Source organism: Spirosoma harenae, from assembly GCF_054776975.1.
This window is the reverse complement of record NZ_BAAHBD010000009.1, coordinates 1-16,965: the sequence shown is the minus strand read 5'-3', so window position 1 is coordinate 16,965 and position 16,965 is coordinate 1. Positions and strand designations below refer to the sequence as shown.

19 protein-coding genes are annotated in these 16,965 nt (G+C 46.5%); 13 read left to right on the top strand and 6 right to left on the bottom strand.

The window, feature by feature from the left end; all coding sequences use genetic code 11:
• Nucleotides 1-40 precede the first annotated feature (40 nt).
• The 3 genes from ACYVE4_RS12980 to ACYVE4_RS12970 form a co-directional block, all read right to left on the bottom strand.
• Nucleotides 41-331 (bottom strand): hypothetical protein, encoded by a 291-nt coding sequence (locus ACYVE4_RS12980; protein ID WP_461040425.1) that lies wholly within the window; start codon nt 329-331, stop codon nt 41-43.
• 59 nt (nt 332-390) lie between these two features.
• Entirely contained in the window at nt 391-1,932 is a 1,542-nt protein-coding gene (gene gltX / locus ACYVE4_RS12975; protein WP_461040424.1) for a glutamate--tRNA ligase, read from the bottom strand.
• A 95-nt stretch (nt 1,933-2,027) separates the two neighbouring features.
• Complete coding sequence (locus ACYVE4_RS12970) at nt 2,028-2,393, bottom strand: Rid family detoxifying hydrolase (protein WP_461040423.1); 366 nt, start codon at nt 2,391-2,393, stop codon at nt 2,028-2,030.
• A gap of 132 nt (nt 2,394-2,525) precedes the next feature.
• On the opposite strand from ACYVE4_RS12970, the gene ACYVE4_RS12965 reads away from it, so the two are divergent.
• The 12 genes from ACYVE4_RS12965 to ACYVE4_RS12910 all read left to right on the top strand — a co-directional run bounded on the left by ACYVE4_RS12965 (nt 2,526) and on the right by ACYVE4_RS12910 (nt 12,689).
• On the top strand, nt 2,526-3,671 hold the full coding sequence (locus ACYVE4_RS12965; RefSeq protein WP_461040698.1) for an App1 family protein: 1,146 nt from the start codon (nt 2,526-2,528) through the stop codon (nt 3,669-3,671).
• Between the two features lie 100 nt (nt 3,672-3,771).
• Complete coding sequence (locus tag ACYVE4_RS12960) at nt 3,772-4,611, top strand: hypothetical protein (protein ID WP_461040422.1); 840 nt, start codon at nt 3,772-3,774, stop codon at nt 4,609-4,611.
• A gap of 63 nt (nt 4,612-4,674) precedes the next feature.
• Nucleotides 4,675-5,250, top strand: a complete 576-nt coding sequence (locus tag ACYVE4_RS12955; RefSeq protein ID WP_461040420.1) for an RNA polymerase sigma factor — start codon at nt 4,675-4,677, stop codon at nt 5,248-5,250.
• Complete coding sequence (locus tag ACYVE4_RS12950; protein ID WP_461040419.1) at nt 5,231-6,886, top strand: porin family protein; 1,656 nt, start codon at nt 5,231-5,233, stop codon at nt 6,884-6,886. Before ACYVE4_RS12955 ends, ACYVE4_RS12950 begins: the two co-directional genes overlap by 20 nt.
• Nucleotides 6,887-6,950: 64 nt before the next feature.
• A complete protein-coding gene (locus ACYVE4_RS12945; RefSeq protein WP_461040417.1) occupies nt 6,951-7,469 on the top strand; it encodes a QcrA and Rieske domain-containing protein in 519 nt (172 codons plus the stop codon).
• Nucleotides 7,470-7,482: 13 nt separating this feature from the next.
• A complete protein-coding gene (locus ACYVE4_RS12940; RefSeq protein WP_461040416.1) occupies nt 7,483-8,169 on the top strand; it encodes a hypothetical protein in 687 nt (228 codons plus the stop codon).
• 4 nt (nt 8,170-8,173) lie between these two features.
• The gene (locus ACYVE4_RS12935) at nt 8,174-8,731 is read left to right on the top strand and encodes a YceI family protein (protein WP_461040415.1); all 558 of its coding nucleotides are present in this window, start codon (nt 8,174-8,176) and stop codon (nt 8,729-8,731) included.
• A gap of 74 nt (nt 8,732-8,805) precedes the next feature.
• The gene (locus ACYVE4_RS12930; RefSeq protein WP_461040414.1) at nt 8,806-10,299 is read left to right on the top strand and encodes a serine hydrolase; all 1,494 of its coding nucleotides are present in this window, start codon (nt 8,806-8,808) and stop codon (nt 10,297-10,299) included.
• Nucleotides 10,300-10,407: 108 nt separating this feature from the next.
• Nucleotides 10,408-11,490 (top strand): MFS transporter, encoded by a 1,083-nt coding sequence (locus tag ACYVE4_RS12925; protein ID WP_461040413.1) that lies wholly within the window; start codon nt 10,408-10,410, stop codon nt 11,488-11,490.
• Nucleotides 11,491-11,498: 8 nt separating this feature from the next.
• Nucleotides 11,499-11,675 carry a hypothetical protein gene (locus ACYVE4_RS12920; protein WP_461040411.1) on the top strand — a complete coding sequence of 59 codons (177 nt, stop codon included), beginning with the start codon at nt 11,499-11,501 and terminating at the stop codon, nt 11,673-11,675.
• Between the two features lie 37 nt (nt 11,676-11,712).
• Entirely contained in the window at nt 11,713-12,384 is a 672-nt protein-coding gene (locus ACYVE4_RS12915; RefSeq protein ID WP_461040409.1) for a hypothetical protein, read from the top strand.
• Nucleotides 12,384-12,689 carry a hypothetical protein gene (locus tag ACYVE4_RS12910; protein ID WP_461040407.1) on the top strand — a complete coding sequence of 102 codons (306 nt, stop codon included), beginning with the start codon at nt 12,384-12,386 and terminating at the stop codon, nt 12,687-12,689. Before ACYVE4_RS12915 ends, ACYVE4_RS12910 begins: the two co-directional genes overlap by 1 nt.
• Before the next feature lie 11 nt (nt 12,690-12,700).
• On the opposite strand, the gene ACYVE4_RS12905 is transcribed toward ACYVE4_RS12910, so the two are convergent.
• Both ACYVE4_RS12905 and dnaN read right to left on the bottom strand, forming a co-directional pair.
• Nucleotides 12,701-13,957 carry a TCR/Tet family MFS transporter gene (locus ACYVE4_RS12905; protein ID WP_461040406.1) on the bottom strand — a complete coding sequence of 419 codons (1,257 nt, stop codon included), beginning with the start codon at nt 13,955-13,957 and terminating at the stop codon, nt 12,701-12,703.
• A gap of 110 nt (nt 13,958-14,067) precedes the next feature.
• Nucleotides 14,068-15,189, bottom strand: a complete 1,122-nt coding sequence (dnaN, locus tag ACYVE4_RS12900) for a DNA polymerase III subunit beta (RefSeq protein ID WP_461040405.1) — start codon at nt 15,187-15,189, stop codon at nt 14,068-14,070.
• Nucleotides 15,190-15,347: 158 nt separating this feature from the next.
• Here dnaN and ACYVE4_RS12895 point away from each other — a divergent pair, with 158 nt between their 5' ends.
• The gene (locus tag ACYVE4_RS12895) at nt 15,348-15,860 is read left to right on the top strand and encodes a DUF2480 family protein (RefSeq protein ID WP_461040404.1); all 513 of its coding nucleotides are present in this window, start codon (nt 15,348-15,350) and stop codon (nt 15,858-15,860) included.
• A gap of 234 nt (nt 15,861-16,094) precedes the next feature.
• Here the strand turns inward: ACYVE4_RS12895 and ACYVE4_RS12890 are convergent, their stop codons facing one another.
• On the bottom strand, nt 16,095-16,661 hold the full coding sequence (locus ACYVE4_RS12890) for a transposase (RefSeq protein ID WP_461040403.1): 567 nt from the start codon (nt 16,659-16,661) through the stop codon (nt 16,095-16,097).
• Nucleotides 16,662-16,965: the final 304 nt, after the last annotated feature.

Below are 16,965 nucleotides of genomic sequence, written 5' to 3'. Positions count from 1 at the left end.
TTAAAAAAAGACCAACCGGGCATTTAGACCGGTCGAACTTCTAACGCTGGTTGATATCGTCGGGCAAATCGTTGTCGGTTTCATCGAACAGCCGATCCTCATCGTCCTGATCTTCCTTTTCGTCAGACTCCGGTTCGCCTTTCAGATTTAGGTCTGTGCGATGGCGAAGTTTCTTATCGTCAACGGTTTTGTTGAGAAACTGATTGATTCGATCAATATCAAAACTCGTGGTGATTTCACCGAACGAGTTGATCTTAATATCGAAGCCTTCGAGTTCTTTATGAACCCGTGGTTTATCGTTTTCGTCGGGATTGGTCTTTTTCTTAGCCATGAGTTTAAGATTTGAATATAAACCTAAAAGGTCTCGCAGACCTTTTAGGTTTTAAAAAGTTAGTTGGCAGGTGTTTTTAATGTCACTAACGCGCGCTCCAATCGCTGAATCGTTTCGTCTTTGCCAATGATTTCCATCGTCAGCATTAAATCAGGACCCGTACCGAGGCCGGTCAACGCTAGGCGCATCGCTTGCATAATTTTGCCTTGTTTGATACCGGCTTGCTGCATTGCGTCGCTTAGTGTATGCTTAATGTTATCTGCAATAAAGTTACCATCGAAAGTTTGTAAAGCATCCCGGAAAGCGGTTATGGCTTTAACGGCATCGTCGTTCCATTTTGCCATTGCAATCGCTTCGTCGTAGCTGGATGGGGCATTGAAAATAGTACCAGCTTCGGCGAAAATTTCGTGAGCAAAATTGACGCGACCTTTGAGCAGCGCAACAATCGTTTCAGCTTTTTCCAGAGAACACGTAAAGCCGGCCTCTTCCGCTTGTTTTTGTACGGTTGGAGCTAACTCGGCATCTGGACGCTGGCGGATATATTGATGATTGAACCACTGCGCTTTCTGAATATCGAACCGGGCTCCCGCTTTATGAATCTGTGCAATGTCGAACGTTGAAATCAGTTCGTCCATCGTAAACAACTCTTGTTCGGTACCGGGATTCCAACCTAATAATGCCAGAAAATTAACCAGTGCTTCGGGCAAATAACCATCTTCCCGGAACCCTCGCGCTACTTGTCCACTAACAGGATCGGTCCATTGAAGCGGGAAAATGGGGAAACCACCCAGGTCAGCATCCCGCTTACTAAGTTTGCCATTGCCTTCGGGTTTCAGCAGAAGCGGCAAATGCGCAAACTGCGGCATTGTCGCTTCCCAACCCAGGTAGCGATACAATAAAACGTGCAACGGAGCCGAAGGCAGCCATTCCTCTCCCCGAATCACATGCGTAATGCCCATTAGATGATCGTCGACGATGTTAGCGAGGTGATACGTTGGCAAACCATCTGATTTCAGCAGAACTTTGTCATCGATAGCCGACGAATGCACCGTTACCCAGCCCCGGATCAGATCGTTTAGTCGAACTTCTTCTTTGCGGGGAGTTTTTAACCGAATCACAAATGGATCGCCCGCTTCGATTCTTGCCTTCACTTCGTCGGGTTTCATCGTGAGCGAATTGCGCATTTGCGTTCGCGTGATGGCGTTGTATTGCGCGGCTGGCGCGTTGGCATCTTCCAGCCGTTTGCGCATAGCGTCTAGTTCGTCGGCGGTATCAAATGCATAATACGCTTTACCTTCGTCTACTAAACGCTGGGCCTCTTTTTGATAAATTTCTTTTCGCTCCGATTGCCGATAAGGTGCATCGGGACCACCAACGCCCTGGCCTTCATCGATTTCAATACCGACCCAGCGTAGTGATTCTAAAATGTAATCCTCAGCTCCCGGCACAAACCGATTCTGATCGGTGTCTTCGATACGTAAGAGCATTTTGCCACCCATTTTGCGGGCGAACAGGTAATTATAAAGCGCAGTACGCACCCCACCAATGTGTAGTGGGCCGGTAGGGCTGGGTGCGAAACGAACGCGAACGGGACTTGACATAAGAGTAATAATGAGTGATTGAGCGAATGAGTGATTGAGTGAATAAAAGGCAATTCGAAGTATTCACCCAAGCACTCATTCGCTCAATCACTCAATTAAATAGCGATTACTGAAATTTCAACATTAACATCCTTCGGCAGACGGGCTACTTCAACGGTTTCGCGGGCGGGTGGCTCGGAGGTGAAAAAGCGGCCATATACTTCGTTGATGGCGGCAAAATTACCCAGGTCTTTGACAAAGATGCTGCTCTTTACGATGTTCGTGTAATCGAGCCCGGCAGCTTGCAGAATGGCACCAATGTTTTCCATAACCTTCTGGGTTTCGGCTTTAATATCGCTATTGGTCGCCAGTTCGGCCGCAATCTGGCCGGAAACGAACAGCATTCCGTTCGCTTTTACTGCCTGACTGTAAGGGCCAATGGGCTCGGGTGCCTGCGGGCTATAAACAATTTGTTTGCTCATGATTTTATTAGTCAATAATCGTCAGTCAATAGTCGATAGTCAGTAACTGACAAAAGCTTAAGACTATCAACTATTGACTGACGATTTTTTCACCCACAAAGTTATCACTAAACCCCGGATGACCGCATGAATATGTCTAGCTGGAAAGATAGTTTACTGAATACCGTTGCTGATATAGAAACCCATTTTGATCGGCTCAAGACCCGGCTCGTTGGCCGACTTGATGCCGAAAAACCGTATAAAATTATTTATTACCGTGGTTTTGGTAGTCCAACTGCGGTTTGGCTCAAGGGACGAGTGCTACGTCAGTGTGACCTAAGCACACCAAGCGATCACGATACATTCTGGCAAAATCTGCTGGCTACCTACCAACGCTTTGAGAGCGACGCCGTGTCTGATGTCGCTGTACGGATCGAAGCGTTTGGAGAATCGTATACGACCAGTACAAATGACGAAGGGTTTTTTGAGCTAACAATTAATCCGCCAGATAATTTACCAGCGGGGCGGGCCTGGTTTCCAGTTCGGTATTCGCTGGATGGCGTAGTACAGCCCGATGCAGTCGAATTGCATGATAACCAGTCTGTTAGTAAAGATGGCTATCTGATGGTTTCGCCACCGTTCAGCAAATTCGGGGTGATTTCTGATATTGATGATACAGTTTTGGTGACTGATGCGACGAATCTATTGCAAACGGCTCGGCTGACATTTCTGGGGAATGCTTATAGTCGATTGCCATTTGCCGGGATTGCGGCTTTTTATCGGGCGTTGCAAAGTGGCCCCCTAACAACGCTCTTCAACCCGATCTATTTCGTGTCGAGTAGTCCCTGGAATTTATATGATTTGCTGGTTGATTTTTTTCGGATTCAGGGCATTCCCAAAGGACCGTTATTGCTTCGGGATTTTAGTTTGAATCTGAATTTGCTGTCATCGGAAGGGCATCATACGCATAAACTGGCCATGATTCGGAAGGTGATGGATGTGAATCCGCAACTGCCGTTTGTACTGATTGGCGATAGCGGGCAGCAGGATCCCGAAATCTACGCGCAGGTCGTTCGTGAGAATCCCAGTCGAATTTTGGCCATCTATATTCGCGATGTATCAGAAGATCAGCGAGATGAAGCCGTTCGCGAATTGATACGTACGACTGAAACCTATAAAGTCCCAATGTTATTGGTTGCTGATACAGTCGCTGCGGCTGAACATGCTGCATCGTTAGGGCTGATCGATTCCGACACGATTCCGGAGATTCGGGCCGACCGACGTGCGGATAATGAATAAATTTTTTGATCTGTTACGCAACCCTTCCTTTTGAATGCCCGTATTGCCAGACGAACCGGTTCAACTGTTCTTTTTCTCATACTAAAAACACAGTTGATAAATGAGATCGTCCCTTTGGGCTAAAGGCCTGGCAGCAATGGCCCTATTAGCCACCGTTTTACTTAGTTGTAAGGATGAAGAAAATCCCATTACTACATTCGACATTTCCGTTGGCACTACCTCGCTGGGTAAGGTAATTACGGGAGATGGCGGTAAAACACTCTATTTTTTTGCGCCCGACGTGGCTGGCGTATCGAGTTGTACGGGAAACTGCGCTACGGTTTGGCCAATTTTCTACAAAGAAAATCCCTCACTTGGAGCAGGCCTGAAAGCAGCGGATTTTGGCACGATTACCCGTACGGATGGTAGTAAACAGACAACATTTAAAGGATGGCCACTCTATTACTATCAAAATGATACAAAAGCTGGGGATGTCGCTGGCGAAAATGTCAACAATGTATGGTTAGTCGCTAAACCGAATTATACTGTCATGCTGGCGTCACGACAACTGGTTGGAAATGATGGTAAAAACTATACTTTTGATACCAAAGAGGGCACTGGTAATTCGATTTTTTTGACGGACAGTGTCGGGCGAACGCTGTATGCATTTGCCAACGATAAAAAGAATAAAAACAATTACACAAAAGCAGATTTGAGCAACGACGCGACCTGGCCTATTTTTCAGACATCGTCTACGATTGGCGAACTTCCTTCTGTGCTCAAACGCAGTGATTTTACGACGATTACTGCCGTAGGAAAAACCCAGTTGACCTATAAAGGATGGCCACTCTATTATTTCGGATCCGATAATGGTCAACGTGGGGCTACCAAAGGCGTAAGTGTACCAAAACCCGGTGTCTGGCCTGTCGTGAATACGACGTCAGTTGAAGCACCGAACTAGTTAACGAGCCTGGAGAAATCCATTGTTCATTAACTTCCATCCATAAAGACAGACGGAATAATTTTGGCTAATACTCCGCACATACCTCCTTTAACTGATTTACTGGCAGGTTGCTTGCGCAATCACCGGCAAAGTCAGGAATTGCTCTACCGGCAGTTTTATGGGTATGCCATGAGTGTTTGCTTACGATATGCTCCGAGTCGTGAAGAGGCTCTGGAAGTACTGAATGATGGATTTTTGAAGGTCTTTACACGGTTGGATCAGTACGATCCAGCACAGCCATTTAAAGGGTGGCTCCGGCGAATATTGATCAATGCGGCTGTTGATCAATATCGTCGGGAAGTACGTCATCATCATGAAGGAGTTGAAAAAATTGAACAAACTGCCGTTTCGGAATCGGTAGACGCATTCAGTCAATTAGCCCACGAAGATTTGCTGGCTTTGATTCAGCAGCTATCACCTGCTTATCGGCTGGTTTTTAACTTATATGTTATGGATGGATTTACGCACGAGGAAATTGCCAACCAACTTGGCATTTCGGTAGGTGCGTCGAAATCAAACCTGGCTCGGGCGCGCGAAAATTTGCGCCAGTTATTGAAACAAATCAACTACGACGAGTATGTCAGAGCTAACCGATGACCAATTGGATGGGCTCTTCAGAAAGTCAGCTGAAGAGTTCAATCCCCCATTCGATCAGGCTGCCTGGCAGGATATGAAAGCCCGCCTTGACGTCGACGAACAAACCCGGCCGGCTGGGTCATTTGTCTGGAAAAACCTGCTTCGGTGGGGATTACCCGTTCTGCTGCTATTGCTGCTGACGGGAGGAGGCTGGTTTGTGTATCAAAAAGCGAATTCGACTGAAAATAAAACCGTTTCGTCTACGAAAACAAAGCCAGAATCTGAGGTTATTAAAACGGATACTGAACCTGAATTGGCTGCGACAGCACAAGGATCGAAAGAAACACATTTAATCGAATCACCCCAATCAGCCGACGAAAAGCAACCGGATGCCGCTCCGGTTGCTTCTTCCGAGCAGAAAACCGATGCCGTTCGAGAGTCGGCTGGTGGGGCAAACTTGGAGAAAAGTGCTGAAAAATCAGAAAGCAATTCTGATCGATTAATGACACGATCGAAGCCAACCACGGCACCTGAAGTTGCCAACGTTGCAACGAAATCCGGTTCATCGGCGTATTCGGTAAAAACTGGCCGCCGACTCGCTGGAAACAATCGAGTCAATCGTTCTGATCCGACAGTCATTTCTTTGACAGGTAGCGGGAGAAAAATGGCAGCCAACCGCTCAGCAGAAACACTTCGTTCTAAAACAGGTACTGTGATTCGGCAACGGCGTAAAAAACCGGCTCATCGTGAAGAACTTGCGATTTTGGGTACAACGTATGCGACTTCGCGTTCTGGTTCGCTAACGAACCAACGTACAAGAAATCAGCAGGAATTTACGCAGCAGGAAGCCTCGACTACGGTCGAAAATCCAACCGCAACGATTTTGAATGAACCGACATCTGTTGCTTTGCCAACACTGAACGGACTGGCTATTCGACCTGCAAATTGGCCAAAAGTGACATTTACGAATCCCCCCGTAATTGCGCAACCGGATACGGTTTCAACAAAGGTTACACCAGCAGTGCCGGTTCAGAAAGGATTAAGTGTACGATTTGTTGTAGCGCCTGATTTAAGTTCGGTTGGCCTGAAAAACTTTTCCCGACCCGGTACAAATGTCGGATTGATGCTGGAATATCGATTGGCATCGCGCTGGAGCGTTCAGGCTGGCGTTTTACAGAGTACTAAAGTCTACCGGGCGTTAGGAGATGAATATAAGGCACCGGCTGGTATATGGGCAAAAAACCCCAAACCGGGAGGGATGCCATACTCACCTCCAGAAACAATTGATGGTCGTTGCAATATGATTGATATACCAATCAACTTGCGTTATGATATTATTCTACATCCTCAGGCTGATAAGCGATTATGGAGTCGCTGGTTTATAAGCGGAGGTGTAACGAGTTATATCATTAAAGACGAAGAATATAAATTCAATTATACGCATTCATATTATGGACAGCGTACTGATACAACGACTAGTACAGGTGGATATGGAGTCAGTAATTTTAATCTGTCAATAGGCTATGAACGGGCGATTAGTCGTCGATTGTCGTGGCAAGTTGAACCCTTTATGAAGATGCCTTTACGAGGGGTTGGATTCTTCAATATTAACTTACTAAGCACGGGCGCATTTTTCTCACTTCGTTTAAAATTATGACCAAACCTCTACTAGTAGTCTAGAGTAGGCTATTAATTGATGTAACTACATGAAACGAACAAACATGGAACGTAATCAAACAACCGACCAAATGAAGCGAGGAGAATTCCTGCGTAGCCTGGGCATGAGCAGTGCAGCTCTGATGGCATTTTATTGTATGGGTACAGGTCTGACAGCCTGCTCGAAAGGCGGCTCCGATGATCCTGCGCCCGGCGGTGGTACGACCACACCAGGCGCAGGGGTTACAGGTAATGCTGTTACCTCGGCAGGTGCCATTAACTTTACTGTTGATCTGACCAATGCAGCGTATAGTAAATTGAAAACGGCTGGTAATTACGCTATCATTGGCAGCCTGATCGTGGCCAAAACAAAAAGTGGCTCTGTGGTCGCGCTTTCCAAAACCTGCACTCACGAAGGGTCAGAAGTAGTATATCGGGCGAATCAGGACGATATCTACTGCTCGAATCATGGCTCTGAATATAGCACGACAGGAGCTGTTGATGTGGGGCCTGCTACAAAGGCATTGACTCAATACAAAACGTCGCTAAGTAGTGACGGTAATACCTTGACAGTAACTGCCTAACTAATTGAACCGAATGAAGTACGCGTTTTTTATTTCGCTTTTATGCTTCGGACTAGGTTCCTTACGCGCACAGGATTCCACGGGTGTGCGTAAGGATACTACTAGTGCTCCGAAGCCCAAACCGGATGCTTCGGCTGATGAATTGCTAGCTGGCCTGGCTGACTCAACTGATAAACAGGAGTTGTTACCGCATAAAATGCTATTTACACAGCGGGCATTCTGGGGACCGAAAGGATTACTGCGTAGTATGAATGTCGCTCCATTGACGCCCGAAGGTCGAGCAAAAGAATTAAAGGTTCGACGGACAATGCTTGTAGCGCACCAGATTGGCGGTTTTGTTACGTTGGCTGGTTTTATCGCGCAGGGATTACTTGGAGCTAAACTCTACAACGCCAAAGGTCAGGAGTACGTGGATACCAAAAAGTGGCACGAACGATCGGCTACCTTTATTAATATTACTTATGGCACTACGTTAGCCCTGTCGCTGACAACTCCTCCGCCGATTGTGGGCGCAAGAAAAGGGTTTTCGTCCATCAAACTGCATAAATACCTGGCCATTCTGCACCTGTCGGGAATGGTAGCGACCAATGTTCTGGCGCACATGATTGAAAAGAATCCTGATCTAAAACCTTATCACCGAGCGGCTGCCTATACTACGTTTGGGGCGTATGCGGTTTCGGTGGTTTCCTTAACTTTCTAAGATCATGAAATACACAATTAAATGTGGCTATTTACTAGCCATCGGGATGCTATTGGCTTTTGTGGCTCCTACTGCTAAGCGCAAAATCATGGCTGATAAGGCCGCTTCAACAGTTACCTATGCGGCCAAACATCCGCTCCATAGCTGGGAAGGCGTTAGCCATGATGTAAGTTGTGCAATGATCTATAACGACGAAACTAAACAGCCCGAAACAGTAGCGGTTGCGGTGAAAGTGGCATCGTTCGATAGCGATAACAACAACCGAGATTCGCACGCGATAGAAGTACTCGACGGTATAAAATACCCGAATGTGACGTTCACCAGTTCGGATATTAAAGTGGGCGATAATGGTGCGCTGACTGCCAAAGGTACATTAACCTTTCATGGTATTGCGAAGCCAGTTACCTTACAGGCAACCAGGAAAGAATCAGGTAACAAATTGACGCTCACCGGCGAATTTCCGGTCAGCATGAGCGACTATAGCATTGAACGGCCCTCGCTGATGGGTATGAAAACCGAAGATGGCATGATGCTCAGATTTAATGTTGTGTTCAGTTTGTGAATATATGGCCAGGAGCGCAGTATGCAGTGTTTTTTTTGGCATATTGCGCTCCTGGCCATATTTTATAACTGTTCATGAAATTGCGCGCTACTATCCTCTTTGCATTGTATACACTCCCGCTTCTGGCGCAGAAGCCAATATCGGCTAGCCGAATTCAGGCATTTGACACCTATGTAGAAACCGTTCGTAAGCATTGGGAAGTGCCCGGAATGTCGATCGTCGTAGTGAAGGATAATCAGGTAATTTTTAAGAAAGGGTATGGCGTTCGGGAGTTAGGTAAATCGGAACCAGTCGATACACAAACCTTATTTGCCTGTGCGTCAACCACAAAAGCCATGACCGTCGCGCTGATGGGCATGTTGGTAGACGAGGGTAAAATTGCCTGGAACGATCCTGTCAGTAAATACCTTCCCGAGCTTCAATTGTACGATCCGTACGTAACCCGCGAACTACGCATTCGCGATTTGCTGATTCATGATACAGGGGTCGGGAGTACTGATTTTATGAGTGGGGCCATGAGTATTCCGGCCAATGAGGTGTTCCGTCGAATGCAATATGTGAAGCCGAGTTATCCGTTTCGGGCCGGATTCGAGTATCAGAATACATTCTATTCAGCCGCTGGCCGGATCATCGAACGAATTACTGGAAAAACCTGGGCCGAATTTCTGAAAGAACGAATTTTCACACCCTTGGGCATGACTCGCACCGCTCCCAAACGCGGTTACATCAAGGATAATAATCTGACAAAACCGCATTATGCCATCAATGATACGATTCGGGTTATCGAATACGGAGCCGATAGTGAAATCGGTTCAGCGGGCGCGGTCTGGTCATCGGCGGATGATATCGGCAAATGGGTAATCTGTATGCTCGACAGCAGTAAATACAGTGGTGGCCGTTTGCTAAAGCCTGAAACCTGGAAAGAAATGTTTACCCCACAAACGTTCTTTCCCGAGGATGAATACCCAACCATGCAGGTTTTAAAACCAAACTGGCGCACCTACGGTCTAGCCTGGTATCAGCACGATTATAGAGGACATAAAGTGAATTTCCATACTGGCAGTTTATCCGGTTTAACGGCCATTACCGGGCAGTTGCCGGATGAGAAGCTTGGCGTTTATGTTTTTGGCAATTACGATCATGCCGAAGTGCGTCATGCGTTGCTATACAAAACCTTCGACTGGTTTGCGTTGGGCGGCAATCGCGACTGGAGCGCTGAGTTTAAGACGCTCTACGATGGTCTGAAAGCGCAACGTAAAAAAGCTGAGAAAGCGTTTATTGATAAGCGTATTCCCAACACATCTCCTTCGCTGCCTTTAATAGCCTACGCCGGAAAATACATGAGCCCTTTGTACGGTGAAACGAATGTAACCGTAAGCGGTAATCGATTGATCGCCAATGTTAATAACGATGCACTAATTGCTACTTTATCCCATTGGCACTACGATCTGTTTTACGGTCCTTATCACAAAGCGTGGTATGGAAAGACCAGCGCGCAATTTATTCTAGGCGTTTCCGGGAAAGTAAATACATTGGTTATCGATGGTATGGAGTTTAAGAAAGAATAATCGAAATCTACAGGTATTCTGGTCGTAAAATATAGGTTTTCCCAGATGTTAAAATCGCTCTTGGCGTTCGATATTTGTCGTAGTTAATTCAATGACTAACAGATACGTATGAACGTCATAGCCAACAATCCCTCCAGAACAGTAAGATACCAGACTACTGTAATAACGCTCGGAATAGGGCATGGCTTTTCAGATGCTTCGGCCGGTTTTCTGATTGGTCATTTATCGCATAATGCCAGTTTCTTACAAATCGGTAGTGCGATCATGGTGTATAATTTACTGGCTTTTGGCGGGCAACTTCCTGCCGGAGTCTGGCTAGATCAGATCGGACATTACCGGAAAGCTTCTGTACTTTCATTGGCTGGTATGATCGTATCAGTAGGGTTGCTATATGCGCAGTTTGTGTGGCCTGCGGTTGTGTTGGCTGGCGTAAGTTCCGCTGTTTTTCACGTAGCGGGCGGAGCGGTAATACTGACAAGCTTTCCCGAACAATCACGTTTCGTTGGGATCTTCTCGGCCTTTGGAGTTATGGGATTAGCGTTAGGGGGCTGGTCGGGTGCGATGCAATTTTCTGGTGTGGGTTATGCACTTATGGCTGGATTAACGCTCGTTATGCTGACATTAGTAAAAACGAATTTTCCACTCGCCCAAAAACAAGTCCTCTCTACCGAGCGGCCACCACTGGATAATCACGATTATCTAATGATTCTGTTGCTGACTGCCATTGCATTACGGTCGGCAGTGTGGAATATGATTCAACTGCTTTACAGCGATCAGTATGATTGGCTTCTGTACATAGCAATGGCAGCTATGGCAGGGAAACTGGTTGGCGGTTGGCTGACCGACCGGATCCCCTGGAAAATCTATGCACTGGTTGCGCTGACAATTGCTATACCGGCACTCAGTTGGGGGCATCGAAAATTGTTCTGGCTGATGGTCGGAACGGGCCTATTGCAATCACTGACGCCCGTTAGTATTGTCGCTTTACAGCGTCTTTTCCCCAATACACCCGCCACAGTGAGTGGAGCAACGTTTGGATTGGCGATCGCACTTGGGGGCCTGGTATCTTTTGTTCCGCTCGACACGTATTTCTCCTTTTTCACTCAGCTGATCTTGCTGGGACTGTTGACCTGGGGTTTGTATTACTCCTTCTGGTCATCAGAAAACCAACCGTCAACATTGCGTAAATAACCCTGAACATGAAAAAATACATGCTTGCACTGCTTTTCTCTATTACGTTTTCGTATGCCTTTGCTGACATCGTCAAAAGTCAGCCTACAGGTTCTCCGCTGCTGGATACTACGTTGATTGTCGGTGTAGTCGCGGTGGTTTTATTGCTCATCGTTCGTCGTGTTCGGAAGCGTAAACAGATGTAAAGGGAATTGCCTATGAAGGCAAATTGATTACACGAATATGAAACCCTTAAACTTGATTTTTCTTAGCCTGTTGCTGACTCTCGACGTATTCCGAAGTCGGGCTGACGTCATCCCTGATGGTCAGCAAGGGGTAGACTACTGTGTTCGGATTAATAATATGGTGCAGTATTCTGGGTATGTGTTTTTAACCTATGAGGCATTCCATGGCCGTAGTTACCAGATTATCCAACCGCAGAAATGTATTCCGTTTTATAGGCTTGCTCCACCAGTTATTTGTGCCATCGCGAAAGAAAAATTCAGCGAAGAGGCTATAAAATCGGATCGTTTGGAAGGCAGTGAAAAATCGGAGAAGAAACTGGAACACTATTTTGAAGAAAATCCAGATATGCTTCGCTCGAGTGTAAAGATTAGCGGAATTTTTACCAGAGAGGAGGCTGATCCTGTTCGGGTAATTGAGGATATATTGACGATCAAAAAAATAGGAAACGATGGTCTTGTAATAGCCTATGATAGTGTAAAATACAGCTATGTCGATGGGACGATTGAGCAAAAACCGTATCTCAACCAAAATGAACGACCCGAACCTTCCCAAAAACCAGATCGGAATTACACGTCATCCACAGAGCCAGACCTGAACTGGTTGGCCGTTGGAAGTGTAGCCGTAATGGGTTTACTGAGCGTCCTGTACCTTCGTAGTCGAAAGCGCTGATGTGGATTTATCTGGTAAAAACCTGGCTAATCGAAATTCCGATTTTATTCCTGTTCCTTCGTAAACAGGACAAATCTGGTAACATTCTATGGTTAGGTATATTAATTAGCGCATCGACCTGGCCGTTTCTGATGTATTACTACTTCAATTACGGCGGAAATATTTTTCTGCTTGAAATCCTGGTGGCCCTGGTCGAAAGCGTTTGGGTTCGGGTGCTTTGGAAAACAACCTGGCCGTATAGTCTGCTCGTTGGCTTTACGTGCAATACGGTTAGTTTCGGATTAGGCTGGTTGGGATGGGTGTAATCGTATGCCTTCTACACTGGCTCAGTAGGAACTACGGGCTGTTCTGTCGTTAGATGAATTCCATTTCGTTTTAGTCCTCGTCGGGCGAGTAAGGCGCTGATGAGAATAAGCAGAGAGCCTAAATAAAACGGCGCGCCCGGCAGGTAAACAGGGGCTTTCGTTGAGGTAAAAAAGGAGAAAAGATTCCCCATAATCAGCGGGCCGAAAATAGATGTCGTACTGACCAGACTGGTTAAGGCTCCCTGTAATTCACCTTGTTCATTCGCTGGAACCTGATTGGAAATAATCCCTTGAATAGTCGGCCCGGCAATGCCCCCTAATGCGTAGACGGTCATAAACGCAAACATCATCCAGCTTTGGTTTGCCAATCCAAACAAAAGAAACCCAATCGCGCTGAACATCATACCGATATAAACAGATCGTAGCTGACCTAATTTCGGGATAATAAGTCGGCTCAATCCGCCTTGTACAATAGCAAATGATAATCCTATGGCTGCCAACGAAAAACCCACTGTTTTTTCGTCCCATTTGAATTTCTCCATGACGTAAAACGTCCAGGTTCCTTGTACGGCGAATCCGGCAATGTAAATCAGAATAAGCGAGGCCACTAGTCCCAAAACAACCGGATACTTCCCCAAACGCTTCAGCGACCCAATTGGATTGGCCCGCTTCCAATCGAACGGGCGACGGTTTTCGGGAGCTAATGATTCCGGCAGAATAAGCAGACCGTAAAGGAAATTGAGTAACGTTAGCCCAGCCGATACGAAAAAGGGTGTACGGGGACCGTATTGGCCTAGAAAGCCACCTAAAGCAGGTCCCAGAATGAAGCCCACGCCGAAGGCTGCACCGATCAAACCGAAGTTTTGTGCCCGTTTCTCGGGGGTACTGATATCAGCAATATAGGCCGTTGCTGTGGTGAAACTGGCACCGGTCACACCTGCCAGCATCCGACCCAAGAACAACCATTCTATACTAGGGGCAAAACCCTGAAAAATGTAGTCGATACCAAAACCGAATAATGAAAATAATAGCACTGGCCGACGCCCAAAACGATCACTTAGCCCCCCTAGAATAGGAGAGAAAATGAACTGCATGGCAGCATAGGAAAACGTTAGAAAGCTACCATAACTAGCTGCCTGACTAATGTTTCCATGAATCAATTGCTCAATCAGTTTCGGAAAAACCGGGATAATAATCCCCAGCCCGGTAACGTCGATAAGCAGCGTAATGAATATAAAAACCAGAGCCGGAGCAGTGCGTTTGGCCATTTTGGGGTAAGTGATGAGCTATGAACGATGAGTGATGAGTTGGCTGACGCTTGATTTTTGCTTTCTCGTCAGCCAACTCATCACTCATCGTTCATAGCTCATCACTATTTTTAAGCGTATGTATTCAACATCACTGGCATCACCAGCATCAGGATATCTTCGTTTTCTTCTTTGTCGGCCGGAATCAGCAGACCAGCCCGATTGGGAGCTGACATTTCGAGCGACAGCATTTTCGCGCCGAGATTGCTTAATACTTCAGCCATCAACTTCGCATTGAAGCCAATTTCCATCGGATCGCCATCATATTCGCAGAGGAGTTTTTCGTTGGCTTCGTTGGAATAATCTAAATCTTCAGCCGAAATCGTCAGCGAATTTTTCTTCAGCGATAGGCGAATTTGATGCGTTGTCCGGTTGGCGTAGATCATGATCCGTTTCAGTGAATTTAGCAGATCTGTTCGGCCAATGGTCATTACGTTCGGATTGTTCGTCGGAATCGCGTTTTCGTAATCTGGGAACCGCTCGTCGATCAGTCGGCAGATCAGTTTGGTCCCACCAAACGTAAATGATGCGTTCGACTGGCTAAACTCCGCCGTAACGGGTGTATTTTCCGGCAAAGATGCTTTTAGGAGTTGCAGCGCCTTGCGAGGAATAATGATTGATGTACTGCCCGATGCACTAAGGTCGGTTCGGCGGTAACGAATAAGCCGGTGACCATCGGTGGCTACGAACGTGGCATTTTCGCCGGTCAGTTGTAGCAGCACGCCTGTCATCGCTGGGCGAAGGTCGTCAGTACTAGTCGCAAAAACAGTGTTGTTAATGGCGCCCAACAACACATCCGACGGCATCTCGATCGACATATTTTTGTTAACGGTCGGTAGTTTCGGGAAGTCAATCGGGTTTTCACCAGAAAGTTTATAGCGACCGTTATCCGTTAGGATTTCAGTACCGAATGTATCGGTATCGATATTGACAGTAACGGGTTGTTCGGGCAGACTCCGCAGCGTATCGAGCAGTAGTTTTGCTGGAATGGCAATTGAACCATTATCGCTCGACTCGACCGGAATCTGGGTTGTCATGGTGGTTTGCAGATCCGACGCCGTCACCGTAAGTGTCCCATCCTCAATGCGAAACAGGAAATTTTCGAGGATCGGAACAATCGGATTGGTGGCCACGACACCATTAATATGCTGAAGGTTTTTTAGGAGGACAGACGAGGAAACAATAAATTTCATGGGCCAAGTGTCTAAGTCGGTTCGTAAAGGGATATAAGAACAAAAGTAGCAAAAAAAGCGGCTCGAAAGTTCGGTATTTCCAAACCTTAACGAGTTATTTACCCGCAATGAACGGCTAGGCGGTATACGCTGTTTACGGGTTATTGAGAACGGAAACTATGGAAGCAGAAATTGTTAATCGCGTAGCCAATAGTGGTCTGATTACGCTTGATCTCGAAGAGTATTATCACTCCGGTGAACGAGTCGTTTATGACCTGAAAGATAACCTTTTCATGGGCCTTATCCTGAAAGAAAAAGACTTTCGGGCGTTCCTGAAAGAGCATGGCTGGAGCCAGTATTCCGGTAAAAACGTAGCGATCACATGCACCGAAGATGCCATCATCCCAACCTGGGCGTACATGCTCCTGACGCTGCAATTGCAACCGTATGCAAATACTATCGTATTCGGTAACCTGGCCGATTTGGAAGAAAAACTCTATTTCGACGCCATTTCTCATATCAACCCCGAAGACTATCGCGATGCGCGTGTCGTCGTCAAAGGGTGCTCGAAAGTGCCTGTACCAACGGCCGCTTATGTCGAGTTGACGCGTGTATTGCGCCCGGTTGTACAAAGCCTGTTATTTGGGGAGCCATGCAGCACCGTACCGCTTTATAAACGGCCGAAAGGGTAGGGGTCCGCCCCTAATTCTCTATTTCCCCGGTCTGTGTCCTCACAGACCGGAACGCTCCTTCTGAGTCAATTTCAGCTGGCGCGAGAGGGTCTGTGAGGACACAGACCTTGGTTGAGTGTATTGTACAAATAGCTATCTGATTACTAATCCTCGGTCTGTGTCCTCACAGATCGTAAACTTTCCGTCAAAATAGCATTTGACGGATCTAAGTTAGAAAGTCTGTAGGCTAAACCATTAGCCAAATCGTTCCCGATAATCAGTTAGGATACCAAATCCATCAACCCCTGTTTCGTAAAACTGAGCTGACGACCAAGCATACTCTTTAGGCCGTTTAGCCAAATTCCAGCGTTCCTGCAAGGGATTATTGTGAATATAATGTACCTTCTGCTTCATTTTGACGTGGTCATCCATCAATATGGCTAAGGCATCACGTTGCCAGAATCGATGGCGACGCTCATCATCGTCAACTGTAAAGAATGGCAATACTTGTGGATGGCGAATACGTAAGTCATTCAGGAATCGGTGACTTGTGAACTTATTAAAACTAGCGTGCGGCATTTCTTTGCCATTAGGCTCAAGCATCTCCCACAGAACATGTAAATGATTAGGCATGATGACAAAGGCATAAATGGCTATTTTTTGCCGCTTCACTAACTCGCGCCAACAATCAATAATAACTTCTTTGTATTTATCGGGTGCTAATAATCGCTTCCAGTCTTTGATTGTATTTGTCCAGAAATATACCTGATCGAAATCCATATGAGAGTTTCGGGGACGGTCAATCAAGTCGCTCGAGTTCATAAAAGTGATAGTTACATCATAGATTTTTCGGGAAACTACTGACGTAACGGATCCTGTAAAGTCACCGGCTGGAAATAATGTGTAGTGTTATTCTTACTCCCCGGTCTGTGTCCTCACAGACCGGAGGGCTTCCTTGTAAGTCAATTCAGGCTGACGCGAATGGGTCTGTGAGGACACAGACCTTGGGAGGAAATCATAGGCATGAGTCATCCCGAATTTTTGGTCTGACTAAAAAAGCGAAAACCTCCTGAACTTTGTGGTCGCCAAACTACAAAACAGGAGGTTTTCTAATGAATACTGCTGC

Excerpts from the sequence above, each read along its gene's own strand:
- ACYVE4_RS12980 (WP_461040425.1), bottom strand. The coding sequence starts at position 331 with ATGGCTAAGAAAAAGACCAATCCCGACGAAAACGATAAACCACGGGTT.
- gltX (WP_461040424.1), bottom strand. The coding sequence starts at position 1,932 with ATGTCAAGTCCCGTTCGCGTTCGTTTCGCACCCAGCCCTACCGGCCCA.
- ACYVE4_RS12970 (WP_461040423.1), bottom strand. The coding sequence starts at position 2,393 with ATGAGCAAACAAATTGTTTATAGCCCGCAGGCACCCGAGCCCATTGGC.
- ACYVE4_RS12965 (WP_461040698.1), top strand. The coding sequence starts at position 2,526 with ATGTCTAGCTGGAAAGATAGTTTACTGAATACCGTTGCTGATATAGAA.
- ACYVE4_RS12960 (WP_461040422.1), top strand. The coding sequence starts at position 3,772 with ATGAGATCGTCCCTTTGGGCTAAAGGCCTGGCAGCAATGGCCCTATTA.
- ACYVE4_RS12950 (WP_461040419.1), top strand. The coding sequence starts at position 5,231 with ATGTCAGAGCTAACCGATGACCAATTGGATGGGCTCTTCAGAAAGTCA.
- ACYVE4_RS12945 (WP_461040417.1), top strand. The coding sequence starts at position 6,951 with ATGGAACGTAATCAAACAACCGACCAAATGAAGCGAGGAGAATTCCTG.
- ACYVE4_RS12940 (WP_461040416.1), top strand. The coding sequence starts at position 7,483 with ATGAAGTACGCGTTTTTTATTTCGCTTTTATGCTTCGGACTAGGTTCC.
- ACYVE4_RS12935 (WP_461040415.1), top strand. The coding sequence starts at position 8,174 with ATGAAATACACAATTAAATGTGGCTATTTACTAGCCATCGGGATGCTA.
- ACYVE4_RS12930 (WP_461040414.1), top strand. The coding sequence starts at position 8,806 with ATGAAATTGCGCGCTACTATCCTCTTTGCATTGTATACACTCCCGCTT.
- ACYVE4_RS12925 (WP_461040413.1), top strand. The coding sequence starts at position 10,408 with ATGAACGTCATAGCCAACAATCCCTCCAGAACAGTAAGATACCAGACT.
- ACYVE4_RS12920 (WP_461040411.1), top strand. The coding sequence starts at position 11,499 with ATGAAAAAATACATGCTTGCACTGCTTTTCTCTATTACGTTTTCGTAT.
- ACYVE4_RS12915 (WP_461040409.1), top strand. The coding sequence starts at position 11,713 with ATGAAACCCTTAAACTTGATTTTTCTTAGCCTGTTGCTGACTCTCGAC.
- ACYVE4_RS12910 (WP_461040407.1), top strand. The coding sequence starts at position 12,384 with ATGTGGATTTATCTGGTAAAAACCTGGCTAATCGAAATTCCGATTTTA.
- ACYVE4_RS12905 (WP_461040406.1), bottom strand. The coding sequence starts at position 13,957 with ATGGCCAAACGCACTGCTCCGGCTCTGGTTTTTATATTCATTACGCTG.
- dnaN (WP_461040405.1), bottom strand. The coding sequence starts at position 15,189 with ATGAAATTTATTGTTTCCTCGTCTGTCCTCCTAAAAAACCTTCAGCAT.
- ACYVE4_RS12895 (WP_461040404.1), top strand. The coding sequence starts at position 15,348 with ATGGAAGCAGAAATTGTTAATCGCGTAGCCAATAGTGGTCTGATTACG.
- ACYVE4_RS12890 (WP_461040403.1), bottom strand. The coding sequence starts at position 16,661 with ATGAACTCGAGCGACTTGATTGACCGTCCCCGAAACTCTCATATGGAT.